This is a genomic window from Pseudarthrobacter sp. NBSH8 (assembly GCF_014217545.1).
Classification (GTDB): domain Bacteria; phylum Actinomycetota; class Actinomycetes; order Actinomycetales; family Micrococcaceae; genus Arthrobacter.
Map to the genome: position 1 here is coordinate 486,602 of NZ_CP043178.1, position 20,567 is coordinate 507,168.

Sequence of the window (20,567 nt, forward strand, 5' to 3'; positions counted from 1 at the left end):
CAGCTGCCACCTGCTTGAGTGGTTTCATCGTTAGGATAGGGCGGTGACTGAACCCCAAACGCCGGACAAGCCAGCCCCGTCAGCTGGCTCGGCTAAGAAGAACGGCCGCGACGGCAAATCCAACGCGACGATCTACGACATCGCCAAGTTGGCCGGCGTCAACGCGTCCACCGTATCCCGGGCACTCAGCAAGCCGGGCAGGGTCAGCTCCAAAACACAAAAGCTCATCGAGGATGCGGCCGCCGAGCTGAACTACCAGGTCAATCCGTTCGCGCGCGCCCTTCCCACAGGAAAGACCAATACGTTCGGCCTCATCGTCGCGGACATTACCAACCCCACCTTCTTTGACATCATCCGCGGCGCCGAGACCACGGCAACCAGCCGGGACTACACTCTGGTGCTCGCCGAATCGGCGGAGTCCGCGGCAACTGAACTGACTGCCGCCCGGCGGCTGATGGCCACCGTGGATGGCCTTATTCTGGCGAGCCCACGCATGGACGATGACAACATCCGCGCCCTGGCCCAAGACAAGCCCGTGGTGGTCATCAACCGCGAAGTGGAGGGCGTGCCGTGCGTGGTGCCGGACGTCAACAAGGGGATCAGCGAGGCGGTCCGCAGCCTGGCCGCCAACGGCCACACGAAGGTTGCCTATGTGGCGGGGCCGCCGGAATCCTGGATGTCCGAACGCCGGTGGGAGGGTGTGCAAGCAGCCTGCGACTGGTCCCGGCTCGAGGCAGTGCGGCTCGAATCCACCAAACCAACGGTCGACGGCGGCCGGAAGACTGCGCGTGATGTCCGCGCCAGTGGCGCCACGGCGGTCCTGACGTACAACGACCTGCTGGCCATCGGGCTTATGCAGGAGCTCCAGGCTGCCGGCGTAGTGGTGCCTGACCACGTCAGCATCATTGGCTTTGACGACATTTTCGGCGCGGATTTCACGACGCCACCGCTCACCACCGTGCGTTCGCCGCTGGGGGAGTGCGGCGAGGCAGCCGCCAAGCGCCTGCTGGACTTTCTTCACGGAAGCGGGGAACAGGCCGGAACCTTGAGCGTCGAGACTGAGCTGGTGCTGCGCGGCTCCAGCGGTAGGATCCTGCCCGCGAGGTGAGTCCCGGCGGGCCAATTCCAGCATTTGGCAATTCATGGCAACCGATTGACAAAACTCTGCGCCAGGCAGATTATTGATCTATGTCACAGTCGATTGCTGCCAACCCAGACAGGCTCCTGCCCGCTGACCCAGGAACGCGGAGCATTGCGCGGGACCTTCTTGCGCGCGTACAGGACCTCCCCATTATCTCCCCGCATGGCCACGTTGACGCCGCCGTCATCGAGCACAACACGCCGTTCCCTGACCCGGCAGCGCTGCTCGTCAGCCCGGACCACTACGTCACGCGCCTGATCCACGCCAACGGCGCCCCCTTGGACAAGCTGCGCGGCGGCGGTCCCACGACGCCCGAGTCACGCGAGATCTGGCGGACGTTCGTGGATGCCTGGCCGCTCTTCGAAGGCACGGCCTCCGGCTACTGGCTGCGCAACCAGTTCGACAGCGTCTTCAACCTGGGCGCAGACCTGGGCGAGATGTCCGCCGACGCCAGCTATGACGCCATCGCCGCGAAGCTCTTGGAGCCAGGCTTCCGTCCCCGCCAGCTTTTCAAGGACTTCAACATCGAGGTCCTTGCCACCACGGACGATCCCCTGGACAACCTCGCCAGCCACAAGGCCATCGCCGAAGACGCCACCTTCAACGGCCGCGTCCTGCCGACGTTCCGCCCGGACGCTTACCTGAACATCGCGCACCCTACCTGGAGCGCCAACGTTGACCGCCTGATCGATTCCGCCGCTGACGGCGCAACCGGCTACGCGGGCTACATCACCGCCCTGGAAAACCGCCGCCGCTACTTCGTGGAGCACGGCGCCGTCTCGGCGGACCACGGTGTGGCCACCCCGGCAACGCTCAAGCTGGACCGCGCCGAAGCCGAGCGGATCTTCGAACTCGCCCGCGCCGGCAAGGCCACGGCCGAGGACCGCAACACCTTCGAGGCGCACATGATGTACCAGATGGGTCGCATGTCGGTTGAGGACGGCCTGGTCATGACCATCCACCCGGGTTCGTTCCGGAACCACCACACCGCCACGTTCGAGGCCTTCGGCGCGGACACCGGCCACGACATCCCGTTCGCCACCAACTACACCGAGGCCATCCGGCCGCTGCTGCAGGACTTCGGCACGGCCAAGGACTTCCACCTGGTGCTGTTCACCCTGGACGAGACCGTGTTCTCCCGCGAGCTCGCACCGCTGGCCGGCTTCTACCCGTCCGTCTACCTGGGCGCACCCTGGTGGTTCCTGGACGCCCCGGATGCCATGCTCCGGTTCCGCTCCGCTGTTACCGAAACGGCCGGCTTCTCCCGTTCTTCCGGTTTCATCGACGACACCAGGGCCTTTTGCTCCATCCCCGCCCGCCATGACGCGTCCCGCCGGATCGAAGCCTCCTTCCTGGCCCGCCTCGTGGCCGAGCACCGTGTCAGTGAAGACCGCGCCCACGAAATCATCGTGGACACCGTCGATTCCTCCCCGCGAAGGGTTTTCAAACTGTGAGCATCGAACAGACCGACGCAACAGGCAAGGCTGACGAATCCCTGCCGCAGCTGAACCGGACCGTCCACGCCTCAGCCAAACCGCCGGTGCGGATCGTCCACCTCGGACTCGGTGCCTTCCACCGGTCGCACCAGGCCTGGTACACGAGCCAGGCCAGCGACGCCGCTGACTGGGGCATTGCGGCTTTCACCGGCCGCCGCCCGGACGCTGCCCTGGCCCTTGCCGAGCAGGACGGCCTCTTCACGCTCGTGGAGCGCGCTGACAGCGGCGACTCGTTCGCCGTCGTCGGCAGCATCGTTGAAGCGGTAGACGGCGCCGACGTGCAGCGGCTCGCAGAGCTCGTTTCGGCACCTGCCACCGCCATGGTCACCCTGACGGTCACGGAAGCGGCGTACCGGCTCGGTGCCGACGGACAGCTGGACACTACGGCGTCCGACGTCGTCAGTGACCTTGCGCTGCTGGCTTCCGGCAGCGGAAGCCCGTCGACGCCGCTGGGCCGGCTTGTCTTCGCCCTCGCCGCGCGCCGGGCTGCCGGAGCCGGACCGCTCGCCGTTGTCTGCTGCGACAACCTCGCCAACAACGGCACGGTAGCCCGCAACGCCGTGGCGGGCCTGGCGCAGGCCTGGGACGCGGAGCTCGCGGCCTGGGTCGAGGAAAACGTCAGCTTTGTCAGCACGTCGGTGGACCGCATCACCCCGCGCACCACGGAAGCGGACATCGCCGCCGTCGAGGCCGCCTGCGGCTACCGGGACAACTCGCCCGTAGTGGCTGAGCCCTTCACCAACTGGGTGCTCAGCGGAGATTTCCCCGCCGGCCGTCCGCGCTGGGAAGATGCCGGCGCTGTCTTCGTCGACCACATCGAGCCTTACGAGAACCGCAAGCTGTGGCTCCTGAACGGCGCTCATTCCCTGCTGGCCTACGCTGGCCAGCTCCGCGGACACACCACGGTGGCGCAGGCCCTCGCGGACCCGCAGTGCCTGAACGCCGTCGAAAGCTTTTGGGACGAAGCCGAGGCGAACCTGTCCGGCGCCGCGGCTGGTGGCGCGGACCTGCAGATCCCGGCGTACCGCGCCGCCCTGCTGGCCCGCTTCAGCAATGCGCACATCGCCCACCACCTGGCCCAGATCGCCATGGACGGCAGCACCAAGCTGCGCATGCGGGCCGTGCCTGTCCTCTCGGCCGAACGGGCCCAGGGCAAGTCCGGTGCCGCTGCGGCGCTGATGATCGCGGCCTGGATTGATTTCAGTGCAGCGGCGGAGACGTTTCACGATCCGCTGGCAAGTGAGGTGGCCGCGGCCACCCAGCTGGAAGGCACCGAGCGCGTGCGGGCGGTCCTGGCGCTGGTGGATCCTGCCGTCGCAGCGGACGATTCCGTCGTGGAGCTGGTTTCCGGCCTGCTCGGGACATTCGCGGCGGGCTCCTAAGCACCACGCGCAAGCCGCACTTCTACTGCTTAATGAACAGCACTGCCCGGTCCAGGGTCTTGGACCGGGCAGTGCTGTTTCGATGACGTGCGTTTTGTGAAGCTTCAACAGAAATTTGTGGCAACCGCTTGCCATTTTATTGCCAAGTGACTAGGATTACAGGCAACGAGAAACACACGGCGGTACCCGCGCCGGATCGCTGGCCAACACGGCGGCAAGGGTAAAGGAGCCCAATTCATGAAAAAGCTAAACAAGCTCAGCATCATCGGCTATGGTGCCGGCGATGCAGCTAACAACCTCGCATTCACCACCGCCACCATGTTCCTGCTGGTGTACTACACCGATGTTGCCGGTATCTCCGCAGCAGCCGCTGGAACCCTGTTGCTGGTAGTAAGGCTCTTTGACGCCTTCGCCGACGTCTTCGCCGGTCGGATCGTTGACCGCACCTTCAGCAAGCGCTTCGGTAAGTTCCGTCCGTTCATCATGTTCGGCTCCATCCCCCTGCTCCTTTTGAGCGTGGCAACCTTCTCCATTCCGCAGCTTGGCGAATCCGGCACGCTGCTGTACGCGTACGTCACCTACGCGGCCCTCGGTCTTGCCTACAGCCTCGTAAACATTCCGTACGGCTCGCTGGCCGGCGCCATGACGCAGGATCCGGGGGAACGCGCAAAGCTGGGCTCGGCCCGCATGGTGGGTGCCCTGCTGGTGGGCTCCGCCCTGGGCATCTTCGTTGCACCGCTGATCAAGCCCGGTGCGGATCTCCAGTCGACCTTCACCACCATCACCCTGATCTTTGTTGTCATCGGGGCGGCGCTCTACTTCTTCACCGCATTGACAGCCAAGGAACGCGTGCACCGCGCCGTCCCCAAGGTGACGTTCAAGCAGAGCGTTGACACGCTTAAAGGCAACAAGCCCCTCCTGATGCTGTGCCTGAGCTCCTTCTTCTTCCTCTCCGGCTACCTCGCCCTGACCTCCGTGCAGCTGTACTACCTGCGCGATGTCCTGGGCCGCCTGGACCTGTACCCGGTACTGTCCATCATCCAGCTGGCGCTTACCTTCTTCCTGGCCGCCTTTATGCCCAAGCTTGTCCGTAATGTGGGCAAGAAGCGCGTCTACATCTACTCTTCCCTGGTCACTGTCATCGGCGGTGCGATCATCTTCTTCACTCCAACCGGCCAGGTCTGGATGGGCTTTACCGGCCTCGTGATCAGCCTCGTGGGTGTCCTTGCCGTCAACATCGTGGTGTGGGCGCTGGAAGCCGACACGGTGGAGTACGGCGAATGGCGGACCGGTGTCCGCACCGAGGGCATCACGTACGCCCTGTTCTCCTTCACCCGCAAGTCCGGCCAGGCTGTGGGCGGCGCCCTGGCGGCGTACGCCCTGGCACTGGGCGGTTACAAGTCCGGCACGGCCCAGACCGCGGAGGCCCTGTACGGCATTCAGATTGCCGCGGGCGCAATCCCTGCCGTACTGACTATCCTTGCGGTACTGGTTATGACCAAGTACACGCTGACCGACGCCAAGCACGCGGAAATCCTTAAGGAGATCCAGGAACGCCGGACCAAAACTGTGGGCGCCGGCGACGACGCTGACGCCAGCACGCCGGCTGAAACCAGCACCACCACTGACGCCGGCACGCCGGTTGGCGCCGGCAAAACCGCCAGCCACTAACGTCCAGCACCACCAACTGACCAGAAGTCCCCGAAAGGATCTGCCGTGAAAATCATTGCCGCTGAAGTCTTCGTGACAAGCCCGTCACGTAACTTCGTGACCCTGCGCATCACTACGGACGACGGGGTCACCGGCATCGGTGACGCCACCCTGAACGGCCGCGAACTGGCTGTTGCCGCGTACCTCAAAGAGCACGTGGCCCAGCTGCTGATCGGCAAGGATCCGCACCGGATCGAGGACACCTGGCAGTTCCTGTACCGCAGCTCCTACTGGCGCCGCGGCCCGGTCACCATGGCGGCAATCGCCGCCGTCGACATGGCATTGTGGGACATCAAGGGCAAGATGGCGAACATGCCGGTCTACCAGCTCCTGGGCGGTGCCTCACGCAACGGCCTGCGCGCCTACGGCCACGCTTCCGGCGCGGACACTGAGTCGCTGTTCGATTCCGTCCGTGAGCACCTGGAACTGGGCTATAAGTCCATTCGCATCCAGACAGCTGTCCCCGGCATCAAGGCCGTCTACGGTGTGGCCGCCCAGGCCCAGGCATCGGGCGAACGCTACGACTACGAACCCGCCGGCCGCGGCGCGTTCCCGCAGGAAGAGGACTGGGACACCCGCGCCTACCTGCGCCACCTGCCCACCGTGTTCGAAGCCGTGCGCAACGAGTTCGGCCCCGAAATCCCGCTGCTGCATGATGGTCACCACCGCATGACGCCCATCCAGGCCGCCAAGCTCGGCAAGGCACTGGAACCGTACGATCTCTTCTGGCTTGAGGACTGCACCCCGGCCGAAAACCAGGAGGGCCTGCGCCTGGTCCGCCAGCACACCACCACCCCGCTGGCCATCGGTGAAATCTTCAACACCGTGTGGGACTACCAGACCCTGATCAAGGAACAGCTGATCGACTACGTGCGCGCAGCCTCCACCCACTTCGGCGGCATTTCCCCGCTGAAGAAAGTCATGGATTTCGCCGCCCAGTACCAGATCAAGTCCGGCTTCCACGGGCCCACGGACATTTCCCCGGTGGGCTTCGCCGCCCAGCTGCACGTGGGCCTGGCCATCCACAACTATGGCATCCAGGAATACATGCAGCACTCGGACAAGACCAACGAGGTCTTCGAGCAGTCCATGACCTTCAAGGACGGCTACCTGCACCCGGGCGACAAGCCCGGCATCGGCGTCGAATTCAACGAGGAAGCCGCAGCCGCGTACCCGTACCAGCAGGCCTACCTGCCGTACAACCGTCTGGTAGACGGAACGGTGCACGACTGGTGACCGCCACCACTTCCACCTCCACGGTGGGCGGCGCCGGTCCCCACGTCATCGTGATGGGCGTCTCCGGTTGCGGCAAGACCACCATCGGTGACCTGGTGGCCCGCGAGCTGGGCATCCAGTTCCTCGACGGCGATTCCCTCCACCCTGTGGAGAACGTCGCCAAGATGGCAGCTGGCACTCCGCTGACCGACGAGGACCGCTGGCCGTGGCTCGCCACAGTGGGCTCCGAGCTGGCAGCCGCCAAGGGCGGCCTGGTTCTGGCCTGCTCTGCTCTTCGCCGCAGCTACCGCGACGCCATCCGCGCCCAGGCGCCGGACACGGTATTCCTGCATCTGCACGGCGGCAAAGAGGTTCTTAGGGCACGGACTGAAGGCCGCTCCGGGCACTTTATGCCGCCCGCACTGCTGGAATCCCAGCTCGCCACCCTCGAAGCGCTCGAAGCCGATGAGGCAGGCATTGTGGTTGACATCGCCGGCCCAGTGGACCAGGTCGTGGCCGACGCATTGGCGGGCATCGCAGCTGCGGTGACTGCCGCCGTCGGAAGCTCCGCCCACGGTAACGGAACTGCCGCGGCCGGTGCCGCTGGCTCCCCGGGGCGCCAGTTCGACGTCGACCTCCAGGCCGCGCCGTTCAACCTGGATGCTGCAGCGATCACCTGGGTGAACACCACTCTGGAATCGATGACGCTTGAGGAAAAGATCGGGCAGCTGTTCATCAACCACAACAACGATTACTCCCCGGAGTACCTCGACGGTGTGCTGGAGAACTTCCATGTGGGCGGCATGCGTTACCGGCCGGGCCCGTCCGCTGCCGTGCAGGAACACATCCGGCACGCGCAGTCGAAGTCCAAGGTGCCGCTGTTGGTGGCCTCCAACCCGGAAATGGGTGGCGCCGGAAGCTGCGACGACGGCACGTTTGTGTCCACGCACCTGCAGGCAGGTTCGCACCCGGACAAGTCCATCGCACGCCGGATGGGCCAGGTTGCCGGTGTGGAAACCGCCGCCCTGGGCTGCAACTGGGCCTTCGCCCCGATCGTGGACATCCACTACAACTGGCGGAACACGGTCATCTCCACCCGGGCCTTCGGCAACACGCCGGAGATCGTGGTGGAACGGGCCAAGGAGTACTTCGACGGCATCAGTGAATCGCCCACTGCCTGTGCCATGAAGCACTTCCCGGGCGACGGCATGGACGAGCGCGACCAGCACGTGGTCACGTCCTACAACACTCTCGGCTACGACGAGTGGAACACGACGTACGGCCACGTGTACCGCGAAATGATCGGGCATGGCGTGCAGTCGATCATGATCGGGCACATCGGTGCGCCGGAGCTTTCCCGGCACTTCCGCCCGGGCCTCGCGGACAAGGACATCCGTCCCGCCACGCTGGCCCCGGAACTGCTCCAGGACCTGCTGCGCGGCGAGCTCGGTTTCAACGGGCTCATTCTCACGGACGCCTCGCAGATGATCGGGCTCACGCAGGCCATGAAGCGCAAGGACCTGGTTCCTGCGACCATTGCCGCCGGCTGCGACATGTTCTTGTTCTTCCGCAACGCCGACGAAGACTTCCAGTACATGCTGGATGGCTACAAGTCCGGCGTCATCACCGAGCAGCGCCTACATGACGCCCTGCGCCGCATCCTGGCCCTCAAGGCCTCGTTGGGGCTGCACCTCAAGGCTCGCAACGAACTGGCTCCTCCGGTGGAAGCCCTGGCAAAGATCGGCAGCGCGGAGCACCGCGCCGTCGCCGCGGAGATCGCGGACAAGACCGTCACCCTGGTCAAGGACACTGCCAACAATTTGCCCATCCGGCCGGAAACGCACAAGCGGATCCGCCTGTACGGCATCTCCGGCGGCCCGGACTTCACCATGGCGGACCCGCTGGCCTACCTGAACACGGTCAAGGACGAGCTGGAAAAAGCCGGCTTCGAGGTGCACGTGTTCAAGACTGCCGATCAGCGCAAGGCGGCTGGGGAGACGGGCGTCAATTTCATGTCCGTCATCTCCGAGGAAGCCACCGGCGACTACGCGGACAAGTATGACGCGGCGTTTGTCTTCGCGAACGTCAAGGGCTTCGCCCAGGAAGCGGCGATCCGGATCAAGTGGTCCACCCCGATGGCCGCGGAAATCCCGTGGTACGTCACCGAGGTTCCCACAGTGTTTGTGTCGCTGAACCAGCCCAACCACCTCATCGACGTGCCGATGGTCAAGACCGCCATCCATGCGCATGCGGGAACCGTGGAGGCTATCCGGGCCACCATCGAGAAGATCATGGGCAAGTCCGAGTTCCAGGGGACGTTCAACGAGAATGTCTTCTGCGATTCCTTCGACACCCGGCTCTAGGGTTATCGCTGCGGTTTTAGGCTGACGACTCGCAGACGGACTGTCGCTACGCGGATACGCGTAGCGACGGTCCGCTTCTGCGTCACAGGGCCATTTCCGCGTCCCAAACCAGGCGAGTGCGGCCACAACATGTGCGGCGTACCGTTAGTGCATGGAGCGAACAGGGTGCGCCGTTGTCGGCGGTGGGCCGGCGGGCATGATGCTGGGGCTGCTGCTCGCCCGGGCCGGCGTCGACGTCACGGTCCTCGAAAAGCACGGCGACTTCCTCCGGGATTTCCGCGGCGACACCGTGCATGCCTCCACCATCAGGCTGATCGACGAATTGGGACTGGGCGCCAGCTTCCGTCAGCTTCCACAGAGCAGGCTGGACAACGTTGCCTTCCCCATCCCGGGCGCCGGCTTGGTCACTTTCGGGGATTTCGCGTCCCTGAAGCCCCCGTACAACTACATTGCCATGATGCCGCAGTGGGACTTCCTGAACTTCCTAGCCACCGAGGCCGCGCGCGAACCCACCTTCACGCTCCGGATGCAACACGAAGCAATGTCGTTAATGTTCGACGGCGGACGCGTCGCCGGCGTCCGCTACCACACACGCGACGGCCGTGAAGGTGCACTTCATGCGGACCTTGTGGTGGCCACTGATGGGCGCCAGTCAGTGCTGCGCCGGGCCGCCGGGCTGAAGCCAAGGAACTACCCCGTCCCCTTCGACACGTGGTGGTTCAGGCTTCCGCGCCATGCCTCGGAGAAGGGCGCCGTGGCGGGAATCGTCCCGGCATTCCGAGGCCGGGAAGCCATGATCGCCCTGTACCGCGACGACTATTACCAGATGGGATATATCGGCCCGAAGGGAGAAGACGCGCGGATCCGGGCCGAGGGGGTGGAAGGGTTCAGGGAGCGCGTTTCCGGACTGCGTCCTGACCTGGCTGACCGGGTGGATTCGATCCGGTCCATCGAGGACCTGCACTGGCTGGATGTGCGCCTGGACCGGCTGCGGCGCTGGTACGTGGACGGGATGTTGTGCATTGGCGACGCTGCCCATGCCATGTCCCCGGTGGGTGGCGTGGGCATTAACCTGGCCATCCAGGATGCCGTGGCGGCAGCGGCCCGGCTGGCGCCGGCACTTCTCCGGGGGCACGTATCGGTGCAGGATCTCGCTGGAGTGGAACGGAGGCGCAGGATGCCCACCGTGGTTGTCCAGACGGTGCAGCGGATCCTGCACCGCGCAGTGTTCGTCCCATTGTTCGCCGGAAAGAGGACCGGGCCTCCGCCGGCCCTGCTGTTTGTGGTGAGGCACGCCCCGATGGTCCGGCGACTCATGCCGCGGCTCATCGCGTTCGGGCCCCGGCCGGAACATGCGCCTTCCTTCGCCCGCCGCGGTCAGCCGCAGCATGCAGCAAAGCTGCCCGGCTTGGCGCGCCGTCACAAATCGGGCAACCACTAAACTGGACACCATGACTTCCCCTCTTGACGCCGCCGCTGCCCGTGCCCGCCTGCTGGAACTGATCAAGGAACTTGCCGTGGTCCGCGGCAAGGTGATCCTCTCCAGCGGTGCCGAGGCCGACTACTACATCGATCTGCGCCGCATCACGCTGCACCATGAGGCCTCCAAGCTCGTGGGCCAGGTCATGCTGGCATTGACGGACGACGCCGGAATCGACTTTGAGTGCGCAGGTGGCCTGACGATGGGTGCTGACCCCGTGGGCACCGCTGTTATGCACTCCGCCGTGGACGCCGGCCGCACCGTGGACGCGTTTGTGGTCCGCAAGGCCCAGAAGTCCTACGGCATGGGCCGCCAAGTTGAAGGCCCATCGGTTGAGGGCCGCAAGGTCCTGGTGCTGGAGGATACGTCCACCACCGGCGGCTCCGCACTCACCGCTGTTGAGGGTGTCCGGAAGGCCGGCGGCAACGTGGTTGCCGTGGCCGTCATTGTGGACCGGGACACTGGCTCCAAGGAAAGAATCGAAGCCGAGACCGGTGTGCCCTACCTGTTCGCCTTCGGCAAGGACGAGCTGGGCCTGTCCTAGTCCGGCCTCTCGCAGCAAGTAGGGCCGCGACTCCGGGCCAGGGTTGCCCCAGGCCCGGGTTGCAGCGGCGGCTTCCGCTGTGGCTACGGTAGAGGTGTGTCGTACAGCGAGGAAACAGATCCGCAGGAACAGCCTGGTGCCCATCAAGCCCGGCTGCTTGCCAGTGCCGCCGTACTCAAGCGGTTTTCGCGCCGCGGGTTCCTGGCCGGAACGGGTGCCTCTGCCCTGCTGGCAGCAGACATGCTGGTTACCCGCCGCATCCAGGCGGAACGGCGGGTCACCAGGATCCTGCAGATCGCGGACGATTTCGCCGACGCCTATTACCCGAACGCCAGCTGGTTCCTCTTCCCCGGCTACAAGACCAGCTGGGAAGAGGCGCTCTGGATCCTGAACGTCATGCGTGGTGCGCTGAACAAGCGTGGCCAGCTTGCCGCCGTCGGCTATTCCAACCAGGGGTTGGACATTGATGAGGTGGTGATCGCCGTCATCGAGCATGTCCGGGCGAAAAAGCTTACCAAGCTTTTCTTCTACGGCCACAGCTTCGGCGGCATGGTGGCCACCCAGGTGGCCGCGCGGCTAAGGGAATTCCACGGCGTGGAGGTCGACTTCATCCTGTTGGATTCCAGCCCCTACAGCCGGAGCGACGTGCTGGATGAGAGCTGGTTCGACGGCGTGGTGTTCCTGTACGAGAACGGCTTCCGGGTCCCGTCGGTGGTCCGCGGCAGCTACGAACTGGGGGAGCGCGTCATCCATAAGGACGAGCGGACCTGGCGGCAGATCCTGGACCAGACCATGGAGCAGTTGTCCCCGATCGCCCCGTCCAGTGTGCTCATCCAGTCCGAGTCGGCCTACATCTACCACTTCGATGGAAACCGGTTTGTGGACAAGCTCGGCGGCACGCGGATGGCGTATATCGGCAACCCGAAAGACCGCACGGTCCGCTACCCGACGGCCAAGGACGCGTGGTCGGCAGCGTTCCAACCCCAGATGGTCTCCACGGACCTGCAAACGGACGGTGCCCTGCCGGCGCACGCGAGCCCCGGCTGGAATCCGCTCATCTACCGGCCCATCGTGGAGCGGCTGATGGACGACTTTTTCCCGCTGCCCCGCGGCGGCTCGAAGGTGGCGGTCTTCTAAATCTGGTTCTTCAGGTCGGCCACGGAGTTCAGCACCTGGTTGGGCCGGAACGGATAGGCGGCAATGTCTTCGCGCTGCGTAATTCCGGTGAGGACCAGCACCGTGTGCAGGCCTGCCTCCATGCCGGCAATAATGTCGGTGTCCATCCGGTCCCCGATCATCGCCGTGGTCTCGGAGTGCGCATCGATCTGGTTCATGGCGGACCGGAACATCATGGGATTCGGTTTGCCCACAATGTACGGCTCCCGGCCGGTTGCCTTCGTGATGAGGGCCGCAATGGCCCCCGTCGCGGGCATGGGACCGTCCTTGGACGGGCCGGTGGCGTCCGGATTGGTGGCAATAAAGCGGGCTCCGGCCAGGATCAGCCGGATGGCCATGGTGATGGCCTCAAAGGAGTACGTCCGGGTTTCGCCGAGCACCACAAAGTCCGGGTCCTGGTCGGTGAGGATGAAGCCGGCCTCGTGCAGCGCCGTCGTCAGTCCTGCCTCGCCGATCGTGTAGGCCCGGTTCCCGGAGCCGGAACCGCGCACCTGGTCCTTCAGGAAGTGGGCTGTGGCCAGCGCGGACGTCCAGATGTTTTCCTCGGGAATTTCCAGCCCGGAAGCACGCAGCCGGGCGGCCAGGTCCCGGGGCGTGAAGATCGAGTTGTTGGTCAGCACCAGGAACCGCTTGGACGTGTCCACCCAGCGCTGGATCAGCTCGGCAGCCCCCGGGACGGCATGGTTTTCGTGGACGAGCACGCCGTCCATGTCTGTCAGCCAGCATTCGATCTCCTGGCCGTTGCGGTAGACCGCCTGTGAACCCTGTACCTGGTCTGCTTCTGCCACGCTTACCTCCGTGAGATGTGCCTATTCCTGGTCCAGTCTTTCATCCTTCTTGCCCGGCAACACTCGAGGCCTGAGAAAAACCGTGCAGCCGGGCATCAGTACCCAGGACTGACGCGGCTAGAGTTGAAGTGTGACTGACCTTCCCCAAGCCCCGCCGCTGCCCGTTCCACTGCCAGAGGAGGCGCCGGAACCCAATGCGGAGGTCGGCGTCGGGCCCTGGGACGGCGAGCTGCCTGAAGGCGACCATTGGGATCATGAACTGCTGGCAGACGGCGACCGGCGCAACGTGGTGGACCAGTACCGCTACTGGAAGCATGACGCGATCGTGGCTGACCTCGATTCCAAGCGGCATAACTTCCACATCGCCATTGAAAACTGGCAGCACGACCTCAATATCGGCACCGTGGTGCGCACCGCCAACGCGTTCCTCGCCAAGGAAGTCCACATCATCGGGCGACGCCGGTGGAACAGGCGCGGGGCCATGGTCACCGACCGCTACCAGCACATCCGCCACCACCCCACCGTGGAAGACTTTGTGGCCTGGGCGCAGGGGGAGGGGCTCGCTATCATTGGCATCGACATATTCCCGGACTCCGTGCCCCTGGAAACCTATGAGCTGCCCAAGGACTGCGTCTTGGTGTTCGGCCAGGAAGGGCCCGGGCTGACGCCGGAGGTCCATGAGGCGGCCTTGGCCACCCTGTCCATCGAGCAGTTCGGCTCCACCCGCTCCATCAACGCCGCCTCCGCCGCGGCTGTCGCCATGCACGCCTGGATCCGCCGGCACGTTTTTAGCCAGCCCGTCTGACCCGCGCCACTTCTGACCCGCGCCGAGTTGGCTTTGTGAGCGTGAGTGTTACCCGTCCGCGTGACCCGAAACACTGCCCCTGCACAGAAATGGCTAGGATGGTGGCTAGCCGTAAGAGGTCTACTCCAGGGTCACAACCCACAGACGAAAACTCAGCATAGGAGTCAGCATGCCCATTGCAACCCCAGAGATCTACTCCGAGATGATCGACCGTGCCAAGGCCGGGGGCTTTGCGTTTCCGGCGGTCAATGTGACGTCGTCGCAGACCCTGAATGCAGCCATCCGCGGGTTCGCCGAGGCTGAGTCCGATGGCATTATCCAGGTTTCCACCGGTGGCGCAGCGTACTGGTCCGGTGCATCGGTCAAGGACATGGTTGCCGGTTCGCTCGGTTTCGCCGCCTTTGCCCGCGAAGTGGCCAAGAACTACAACGTCAACATTGCGCTGCACACGGACCACTGCCCCAAGGACAAGCTGGACGGCTTTGTCCTGCCGCTGCTGGCCGCTTCGGAGGCTGAGGTCAAGGCTGGCCGGAACCCGATCTTCAACTCGCACATGTGGGACGGCTCGCACGAGACCCTCGAAGACAACCTGCGCATCGCCCGCGAGCTGCTGGAGCGTTCCGGCGCGGCGAAGATGATGCTCGAGGTTGAAATCGGCACCGTCGGTGGCGAGGAAGACGGCGTGGAGAACGAGATCAACGAGAAGCTCTACACCACCACCGAAGATGCCCTCGCGACCATCGAGGCGCTGGGTACGGGCGAGAACGGCCGTTACCTGACGGCGCTGACGTTCGGTAACGTCCACGGCGTGTACAAGCCCGGTGGCGTGAAGCTGCGCCCGGAGCTGCTCAAGCAGATCCAGGCCGAGGTGGGTGCCAAGATCGGCAAGGAGAACCCGTTTGATCTGGTGTTCCACGGCGGTTCGGGTTCTTCTGACCAGGAAATCGCTGACGCCGTTTCCTATGGTGTGATCAAGATGAACGTCGATACGGACACGCAGTACGCGTTCACGCGTCCGGTGGCCGGGCACATGCTCGCCAACTACGACGGCGTGCTGAAGATCGACGGCGAAATGGGCAACAAGAAGACCTACGATCCCCGCGTCTGGGGTGCCTCCGCCGAGGCCGGCATGGCTGCCCGCATCGCCGAGGCCGCCCGCCAGCTCGGCTCCCTCGGCAAGACGTTCTAGTTATGTCGGATGAGTTCCGCAAGAACCTGATGGGTCCGGAGCCGACGCTCCTGCCTGCCGAGACCGACGTCTACGAGCAGCTGGACGCCGGCGCCGAACCCCTGGACCTGGTGGAGAAGCACCCCACGTCGTCGCTGTTGTGGGCTGTCCTGGCTGAGGAGGCGTGGTCCGAGGGCCGCACCATCGATTCCTACGCCTACTCGCGCGTTGGCTACCACCGCGGGCTGGACTCGCTGCGCCGCAACGGCTGGCGCGGGGTGGGCCCTATCCCATGGGAGCACGAACCCAACCGCGGCTTCCTGCGTGCGCTCTACTCGCTGGGCCGCGCATCCGCGGCCATTGGCGAAGCCGAGGAACCGGAACGCATCGAGAAGTTCCTCAACGACTCGGACCCGGCAGCCAAGGCGGCCATCGAGGGCAAGTAGTTTGAAGGGCAACGCGGGGTCACTTCCGGCCCAATAACCATCGTTTTTGGGCCGGAAGTGACCCCGCGTTGTTTAACGAACGACGGCGGGCGGTCACCTTTCAGAAGAAATGGTGACCGCCCGCCGTCGTTCCCCACCCGCACTCTCACCTCGCAAGCTCGGCGAGGGAACCCTGCGGGCGTGGGCCTACCGGTGGCTAAACCTTCGCGAGTCCTGTGCGGGCCATGGCGTCGGTGTAGACAACGCGCATTTCCTCGAGGTACTGTTCCTGCCGTGCGGGCGTCCCGGCGAAGGCGCGGCCGCTGAGGGAGCGGACCTTGTAGGTCTTCAGCCCGCGGCGCCAGAGCAGCGGAACTTCGGTCTTCAGCAGCAGGTTGGCCAGGCGGTTGGCTTCGGTGCCGTGGGCCACAATCACCGAGGCGCGGGGAACCACGGCGAGGAACTTCAACAGCGGCTTGAGGCCAGCGGAAATCTGGTCCGGCGTGAACTTGCCGTTGACCTCACCTGGGGTGTGCCACGGGTGCACGTTCCAGGGCATCACGAACTCGGGGCGCAGGCCCAGCTTCCACTGGATGCCGAGCATGCGGGTGGCGGCGTCTTCGTCGCCGGCGGTGATGAAACCGGACGGGTCAGCTTCGCCGATGTTGGAGTAGAGGCTGATGATGCGGCACTCGTCTACGTCGTGCATGGGGTCGACGTACGGGACTTCGGTGTGGGGCTTGACGCTCTGCAGGGAATCGCACAGCTCATTGACGGCTGCAACGTTGGGCTCGTAGCGGCGGCTGAGGAGCTGTTCACGGAGGGATTCTGGGGCCAGGGCTGTCATATAGTGCAATGTCTCCTGCGGGGCTCGGCGATGCTGCCAATCCGGAAAATGGGCGCGTGATGGGCGCGCCCGTCCGGCGTGGTTTGAAATGTGGTGTGGACCGATTCCTGGTCGATCTCTATCAGTTTAGCAAGCCCCGCGAAATGCGGACCCCGTCCGGTGAGATTCCGTGATGAAAGGCATACGCCGGACCACGCAGCCGGAGAGGAAAACCCGCGGACGATCCGCAATGGCGCGGCAGGCTCCGCAAGCCCAACGGGTGGAGGAAATCCCCGCATCGGCTAAACTTGGGTGGTAAGAGCCCCGGACTCTTGCGTGGTTGGCCGCCGTAGCGGTCCGGCCAGGCTATGGCCTTCGGGGCATTCTCATGAACGGCGCAACGCAGGCTTGCCATCTAGGTGGACTGACCTGTGCGGCCCGAACGAATGGGGGAGGATCCCATGCCAGCAATCGTGATCGTAGGAGCCCAGTGGGGCGACGAAGGAAAAGGCAAGGCCACCGATCTTCTGGGCGGCCGCGTTGACTACGTCGTAAAGCCCAACGGTGGCAACAATGCCGGGCACACCGTCGTCGTAGGCGGTGAGAAGTATGAGCTCAAACTCCTTCCGGCCGGCATTTTGAGCCCTAACGCGATTCCGATCATCGGCAACGGCTGTGTGGTGAACCTTGAGGCCCTGTTCGAGGAGATCGAAGGCCTGCAGGCCCGCGGCGCGGACACGTCCAAGCTGCGCATCTCAGCCAACGCGCACCTCGTGGCGCCCTACCACCAGGTCCTGGACAAAGTCACCGAGCGTTTCCTCGGCAGCCGCGCCATCGGCACCACCGGCCGTGGCATCGGCCCCGCTTACATGGACAAGGTGGCCCGCCTGGGCATTCGCGTCCAGGACGTCTTTGACGAGTCCATCCTCCGCCAGAAGGTGGAAGGATCCCTGCGCCAGAAGAACGAACTCCTGGTCAAGGTCTACAATCGCCGCGACATCGTGGTGGACGAGATCGTGGACTACTTCCTGGCGTTCGCCGATCGCCTTCGCCCGCTGGTCATCGACAGCACGCTTGTCCTCAACAACGCCCTGGACGAGGGCAAGGTTGTCCTGATGGAAGGCGGCCAGGCCACATTCCTGGACGTAGACCACGGCACCTACCCGTTCGTGACCTCCTCCAACCCGACCGCCGGCGGCGCGTCCGTTGGCTCGGGTATCGGCCCCACCCGGATTTCCCGCTCCATCGGCATCATCAAGGCCTATACCACCCGTGTTGGCGCCGGACCGTTCCCCACCGAACTGTTCGACGAGATGGGCATGTACCTGCAGAAAACCGGTGGCGAGTTCGGCGTAAACACCGGCCGTCCGCGCCGCTGCGGCTGGTACGACGCCGTCCTGGCCCGCCACGCTTCCCGCGTGAACGGCTTCACGGACTACTTCGTCACCAAGCTGGACGTCCTCACCGGCATTGAGCAGATCCCGGTCTGCGTTGCCTACGACGTTGATGGTGTGCGGCACGACGAAATGCCCATGACGCAGACCGAGTTCCACCACGCAGTGCCCATCTTTGAGTACTTCGAGGGCTGGACCGAGGACATCACCGGCGCCCGCACGCTGGAGGACCTCCCCGAGAACGCCCGCAACTACGTGCTGGCCCTCGAAAAGCTCTCCGGCACGCGTTTCTCCGCGATCGGCGTCGGCCCGGACCGCGACCAGACCATTGTGGTCCACGATCTGATCAACGACTAACAGCCTGCAACGTACGACGACGGCGGGTCACCTGAAGAGGTGGCCCGCCTTTGTTCTGCCTGGGGGTAGTACGCAATTTACACAGGCTTAACGCAACCGGTCTTGTGAGGCTGTACCCGAGGCGGACAGACTCTTAAGCACACCCTGAACTGATCAGTTGATCATTCGACCAGACCCGCAGGTGCCGGACGCAGCGATGCTCCGGGACCGCCCGTGGCTAAGATGCCGCGGACGGGACCCGCAGACCGGAAGGATTTATCATGGCCGGGAAGTTTGAAGTTTTCTTGGATTCGGATTCACATTTCAAGTTCCGCCTCACGGCGCCGGATGGCACCGTGATGGCTGTGTCCGGAGCCTTTGAGGACAAGGCAGCCGTGGCTGCAGGGATCGCCGCCGTCCGCGAATGCGCCGGGACAGGGCTCGTCACCGACCTCTGCCCCGCCGCGAACGTTTCGCCGACCGCCCCCGCTCCGGTGCTTGTCCCCGCCCAACTCAAGCCGGGCTGTGGGGACCAGTTCGTCCCCGCCACCAGGGCGCACACTTTTGTCATGGCCAAGGCGCCGCGCCGGGGTGTGGCCGCCCCTCGCTGGACGTAGGCAGTACGGCCGGCGGTACAATCCTTGGAAGTTTTTCTCCGACGGCGTAACCCCGGCGGTGTCTGGAGCGATTACCCCTATGAAGCGCCGGTCTGGAACGTGTCCCCCATCATGTTCCAGCCCGGCTCTTTTGTTACCGGCGGGTAAAGTTAGCTGGCGAGGGCATTCCGCGCATGACGTGCGGGCCCCAAGCTAAGCAAGCCCAGTCCCTCCACCGAAGGCCCTGTGTCCGTGACCGATGCACTGACAGATGACGTTCTGCGTGCGCGCGCCCGCGATCCGGAGCTTTTCAGCATCGTGTATCGCACCTATGCATCGCAGGTCCTGGGCTACCTCACAGCCCGCGGGGTAGAAGATCCGGAGGCGGTTATGCAGGAAGTCTTCCTCGCCGTCCTACCGCGGCTGCAGACGGTTACCGGCGGTGTCGCCGGGCTGCGCACCTTTGTCTTCTCCGTGGCGCACGCCAGGATGGTGGACGATCACCGGAGGCAGCAGCGCACCCCCACCAAACTTCCGTTCGAACCGGAGCTTGACGGACGCCAGGAGTCATCCGCCGAGGCCCAAGTTCTGCAGCGGATCTCCCCGCAGGAGGTTGCGGATCTCCTGAACGATCTGCCGGCTGAGCAGCGGGAAGTGTTGTCGTTACGCCTCGTCGCGGGCCTGACCGTGGACCAGGTGGCCGCTGTGATGGGAAAGAGTGCGGGTGCCGTCAAACAGCTACAGCGACGTGCACTGATCCGGCTGCGCGAGCAGTCCGCAGTGAATGAGTACGTGGCCCCATGACGTCCAATGCCAGCTCCCTGATCCGGACCGTGGATGAAATGCTCCTTGATGCCGGTTGGACCGATACCGCCGGTTGGGCCGATGACGCCGGGCTCCGTGAAACGCTGCTCGCGGTAGGTTCCCTTGCCTCCATGCCGGTCCTCGAGCCCGGCCCTGAACTGGCGGCACTGCTCGCAGGCCAGTCCCATCAGCTCGCCCGGCACCGCCTGCTCCGCAAGCACCGGACCACCGTTGTGGGCCTGGCTGTCGTCGCGGGGATGGGCCTTGGCGTCACCGCAGTTGCCGCCACCGGGACCGCTCCGGACGCGCAGGCCAGCAATTCCATCCAGCAGCTGTTGCGGGACTGGGCCCCTGCCTGGACCGTCGCGGGGACTCCGTCTGTCAGCGGGAGCGCCGTCGATCCGGCGGAGGTGCAGTTGCCCGCGGAGCCGGCAACCCGCGACATTTCAGCGCCGATACACCCCGAACCTGCTGAACTTGGAACCGGCCAGCCAGTCAACGGTCCGGAAAACGCTGGCCAGAACGCGGGCACGGGGCCGGCCGGCCGCGGAGACGACACCGCGCCCGGCAAGTCAAAGGCGGACGACGGCGGCGCGCCGGGGAACGCCGCGGGCGTCACCCCGGGCGGCGCTGCTCCGCGGGATGCAGCCACTCAGGACGCTGCCACCCAGGAGGAAAGAAAAGGTCCTGCCAAGGCCGCCACAGACGCCGCTGCCGAACTCGACAAGGCCGGAAAGCTGGCTGCCGGTACGCTGTCCGAAGCCGCAACAGCGGCCGAGTCCCTGACGTCAGCCCTCGTCCCCCCGGCACCGACGGAAAAAACCGGGCCCGGCATTGCCGGACCCGGTTCAAACTGGCTAAGGAAGTTCAACCGGTAGGTTCTCCGTCAGGAAGAGCCTTCCGCCGGGAACCACCTTT

18 protein-coding genes are annotated in these 20,567 nt (G+C 64.9%); 16 read left to right on the top strand and 2 right to left on the bottom strand.

The features are described 5' to 3' along the window. Nucleotides 1-43 precede the first annotated feature (43 nt). From FYJ92_RS02265 to FYJ92_RS02305, 9 genes are all read left to right on the top strand, one after another. Complete coding sequence (locus FYJ92_RS02265; RefSeq protein ID WP_185262427.1) at nucleotides 44-1,108, top strand: LacI family DNA-binding transcriptional regulator; 1,065 nt, start codon at nucleotides 44-46, stop codon at nucleotides 1,106-1,108. Nucleotides 1,109-1,188: 80 nt separating this feature from the next. Next, a complete protein-coding gene (gene uxaC / locus FYJ92_RS02270; RefSeq protein WP_185262428.1) occupies nucleotides 1,189-2,595 on the top strand; it encodes a glucuronate isomerase in 1,407 nt (468 codons plus the stop codon). Beyond that, on the top strand, nucleotides 2,592-4,019 hold the full coding sequence (locus FYJ92_RS02275; RefSeq protein ID WP_255482261.1) for a mannitol dehydrogenase family protein: 1,428 nt from the start codon (nucleotides 2,592-2,594) through the stop codon (nucleotides 4,017-4,019). The genes uxaC and FYJ92_RS02275 overlap by 4 nt, the downstream gene beginning before the upstream one ends. Nucleotides 4,020-4,256: 237 nt before the next feature. Next, the gene (uidB, locus tag FYJ92_RS02280) at nucleotides 4,257-5,690 is read left to right on the top strand and encodes a glucuronide transporter (protein WP_185262429.1); all 1,434 of its coding nucleotides are present in this window, start codon (nucleotides 4,257-4,259) and stop codon (nucleotides 5,688-5,690) included. Between the two features lie 45 nt (nucleotides 5,691-5,735). Next, nucleotides 5,736-6,965 (top strand): D-mannonate dehydratase ManD, encoded by a 1,230-nt coding sequence (manD, locus tag FYJ92_RS02285; RefSeq protein WP_185262430.1) that lies wholly within the window; start codon nucleotides 5,736-5,738, stop codon nucleotides 6,963-6,965. A gap of 53 nt (nucleotides 6,966-7,018) precedes the next feature. Continuing rightward, nucleotides 7,019-9,307, top strand: coding sequence for a gluconokinase, GntK/IdnK-type (locus FYJ92_RS02290; RefSeq protein ID WP_185263628.1), 2,289 nt, complete (start codon nucleotides 7,019-7,021; stop codon nucleotides 9,305-9,307). Nucleotides 9,308-9,458: 151 nt separating this feature from the next. Then, nucleotides 9,459-10,748: an FAD-dependent oxidoreductase gene (locus tag FYJ92_RS02295; protein ID WP_185262431.1), complete on the top strand. Its 1,290-nt coding sequence runs from the start codon at nucleotides 9,459-9,461 to the stop codon at nucleotides 10,746-10,748. Nucleotides 10,749-10,758: 10 nt separating this feature from the next. After that, nucleotides 10,759-11,331 (top strand): orotate phosphoribosyltransferase, encoded by a 573-nt coding sequence (gene pyrE / locus FYJ92_RS02300; protein ID WP_185262432.1) that lies wholly within the window; start codon nucleotides 10,759-10,761, stop codon nucleotides 11,329-11,331. A 96-nt stretch (nucleotides 11,332-11,427) separates the two neighbouring features. Next, complete coding sequence (locus FYJ92_RS02305) at nucleotides 11,428-12,468, top strand: alpha/beta hydrolase (RefSeq protein WP_185262433.1); 1,041 nt, start codon at nucleotides 11,428-11,430, stop codon at nucleotides 12,466-12,468. On the opposite strand, the gene FYJ92_RS02310 is transcribed toward FYJ92_RS02305, so the two are convergent. Then, nucleotides 12,465-13,295, bottom strand: coding sequence for an HAD-IIA family hydrolase (locus FYJ92_RS02310; protein WP_185262434.1), 831 nt, complete (start codon nucleotides 13,293-13,295; stop codon nucleotides 12,465-12,467). The two genes, FYJ92_RS02305 and FYJ92_RS02310, sit on opposite strands and share 4 nt — an antisense overlap. A gap of 130 nt (nucleotides 13,296-13,425) precedes the next feature. Here FYJ92_RS02310 and FYJ92_RS02315 point away from each other — a divergent pair, with 130 nt between their 5' ends. The 3 genes from FYJ92_RS02315 to FYJ92_RS02325 all read left to right on the top strand — a co-directional run bounded on the left by FYJ92_RS02315 (nucleotide 13,426) and on the right by FYJ92_RS02325 (nucleotide 15,714). After that, a complete protein-coding gene (locus tag FYJ92_RS02315) occupies nucleotides 13,426-14,100 on the top strand; it encodes a TrmH family RNA methyltransferase (protein ID WP_370526106.1) in 675 nt (224 codons plus the stop codon). Nucleotides 14,101-14,269: 169 nt separating this feature from the next. Continuing rightward, on the top strand, nucleotides 14,270-15,289 hold the full coding sequence (fbaA, locus tag FYJ92_RS02320) for a class II fructose-bisphosphate aldolase (RefSeq protein WP_185262153.1): 1,020 nt from the start codon (nucleotides 14,270-14,272) through the stop codon (nucleotides 15,287-15,289). A 2-nt stretch (nucleotides 15,290-15,291) separates the two neighbouring features. Further along, entirely contained in the window at nucleotides 15,292-15,714 is a 423-nt protein-coding gene (locus tag FYJ92_RS02325; protein WP_185262435.1) for a DUF3151 domain-containing protein, read from the top strand. A 196-nt stretch (nucleotides 15,715-15,910) separates the two neighbouring features. On the opposite strand, the gene FYJ92_RS02330 is transcribed toward FYJ92_RS02325, so the two are convergent. Next, complete coding sequence (locus FYJ92_RS02330) at nucleotides 15,911-16,540, bottom strand: uracil-DNA glycosylase (RefSeq protein ID WP_056348638.1); 630 nt, start codon at nucleotides 16,538-16,540, stop codon at nucleotides 15,911-15,913. A gap of 440 nt (nucleotides 16,541-16,980) precedes the next feature. Here FYJ92_RS02330 and FYJ92_RS02335 point away from each other — a divergent pair, with 440 nt between their 5' ends. The 4 genes from FYJ92_RS02335 (at nucleotide 16,981) to FYJ92_RS02350 (ending at nucleotide 20,527) form a co-directional block, all read left to right on the top strand. Beyond that, complete coding sequence (locus FYJ92_RS02335) at nucleotides 16,981-18,270, top strand: adenylosuccinate synthase (RefSeq protein WP_185262436.1); 1,290 nt, start codon at nucleotides 16,981-16,983, stop codon at nucleotides 18,268-18,270. A 260-nt stretch (nucleotides 18,271-18,530) separates the two neighbouring features. After that, a complete protein-coding gene (locus FYJ92_RS02340; RefSeq protein WP_185262437.1) occupies nucleotides 18,531-18,866 on the top strand; it encodes a DUF1508 domain-containing protein in 336 nt (111 codons plus the stop codon). Nucleotides 18,867-19,097: 231 nt separating this feature from the next. Then, nucleotides 19,098-19,649, top strand: a complete 552-nt coding sequence (locus FYJ92_RS02345) for an RNA polymerase sigma factor (protein ID WP_185262438.1) — start codon at nucleotides 19,098-19,100, stop codon at nucleotides 19,647-19,649. Further along, nucleotides 19,646-20,527, top strand: coding sequence for a hypothetical protein (locus FYJ92_RS02350; protein ID WP_185262439.1), 882 nt, complete (start codon nucleotides 19,646-19,648; stop codon nucleotides 20,525-20,527). Before FYJ92_RS02345 ends, FYJ92_RS02350 begins: the two co-directional genes overlap by 4 nt. The last annotated feature ends 40 nt before the right edge of the window (nucleotides 20,528-20,567 follow it).

What these genes read in the sequence shown, in the direction of transcription:
- FYJ92_RS02325 (WP_185262435.1), top strand. Translation starts at nt 15,292, where the DNA reads ATGTCGGATGAGTTCCGCAAGAACCTGATGGGTCCGGAGCCGACGCTC.
- FYJ92_RS02290 (WP_185263628.1), top strand. Translation starts at nt 7,019, where the DNA reads ATGGGCGTCTCCGGTTGCGGCAAGACCACCATCGGTGACCTGGTGGCC.
- FYJ92_RS02340 (WP_185262437.1), top strand. Translation starts at nt 18,531, where the DNA reads ATGGCCGGGAAGTTTGAAGTTTTCTTGGATTCGGATTCACATTTCAAG.
- FYJ92_RS02335 (WP_185262436.1), top strand. Translation starts at nt 16,981, where the DNA reads ATGCCAGCAATCGTGATCGTAGGAGCCCAGTGGGGCGACGAAGGAAAA.
- FYJ92_RS02350 (WP_185262439.1), top strand. Translation starts at nt 19,646, where the DNA reads ATGACGTCCAATGCCAGCTCCCTGATCCGGACCGTGGATGAAATGCTC.
- uxaC (WP_185262428.1), top strand. Translation starts at nt 1,189, where the DNA reads ATGTCACAGTCGATTGCTGCCAACCCAGACAGGCTCCTGCCCGCTGAC.
- FYJ92_RS02295 (WP_185262431.1), top strand. Translation starts at nt 9,459, where the DNA reads ATGGAGCGAACAGGGTGCGCCGTTGTCGGCGGTGGGCCGGCGGGCATG.
- uidB (WP_185262429.1), top strand. Translation starts at nt 4,257, where the DNA reads ATGAAAAAGCTAAACAAGCTCAGCATCATCGGCTATGGTGCCGGCGAT.
- pyrE (WP_185262432.1), top strand. Translation starts at nt 10,759, where the DNA reads ATGACTTCCCCTCTTGACGCCGCCGCTGCCCGTGCCCGCCTGCTGGAA.
- FYJ92_RS02330 (WP_056348638.1), bottom strand. Translation starts at nt 16,540, where the DNA reads ATGACAGCCCTGGCCCCAGAATCCCTCCGTGAACAGCTCCTCAGCCGC.
- fbaA (WP_185262153.1), top strand. Translation starts at nt 14,270, where the DNA reads ATGCCCATTGCAACCCCAGAGATCTACTCCGAGATGATCGACCGTGCC.